1 pseudogene is annotated in these 890 nt (G+C 37.2%); it reads right to left on the bottom strand.

Features of this window, described 5'->3' with window-relative positions:
* Positions 1-890 (bottom strand): annotated as a pseudogene (locus ACFIO3_RS14225) (hypothetical protein); the annotation flags it as partial.

Raw genomic sequence — 890 nt, 5'->3', positions numbered from 1 at the left:
GTTTCTTCTGGAGCCCCCTTCACATAAGACTCCTTTATAAGCGTCCAGCGAACACTTCCGGTTGCCATCTTTTCTGCATCATAATTTGTACGTGCTTGATAAAAAACAGCTTCACCCGATTTTTCAAGCGACTGCAAATTGCTAGAAACAACTGTTGAGATTCCTTCTTCATCCGAAGAATCTGTCGCTTGTTTTAAACCGACATCAATTTCACTCCCATCCTCTAATAAGCGTTGTGTTAACTTTCTCTTAACCGAAAGTGCCTTTGGAACTCTGTGAGAAGCTTGAAGATTTTCTCCCAACAACTGATGATCATTTGATATAAATACACGCTCACCAACAAAAAAAATACCAACCGTTAAAACAACAATACTAGCAACAGAAACAGCACTTATCACAATACGCCTTTGCACCAGTGATTTATTAGCGCGACGTAAAGCCTGGGAAAAAATATGCGAAACAATATGCGGATTATCTTCCTGCGAGGGAGAACCCTTTAACGTACAGCTATTAACATGCTGAGAAGAGAAATAAGCCCCCATATTAACAGGCTCTGCATCTGGTACATCTGATACATAAGGCTTATCAAATACTTTATTATCTTTTGAACGTGCAACAAAATCCTGCTTTCTTTTTATGTTTACCATTGAAAATTCATTATTCTTTGGTAATATAACTTTTTTTGTAACTTTCTTATCTTCATTTATATTTGTGGGATTCCACCCAATGACTGAAGAAAGCAATTTCTTTTCAACTACTAAATATTCTTCTTCAACGGTTGCGATAGAACTTCGAAGAATCTTTCTTTGTTCATCCGCTATTGCTTGTGGGATTTTTGCTATTACAAATTGATGTTCTAGTGTTTCGATAGCCCGCTTATAAATCCGCTT

It is taken from the genome of Bartonella sp. AD328YNZD (assembly GCF_042196425.1).
The sequence above is the reverse complement of the archived record's forward strand: the minus strand, read 5'-3'. Positions and strand labels throughout refer to the sequence as shown.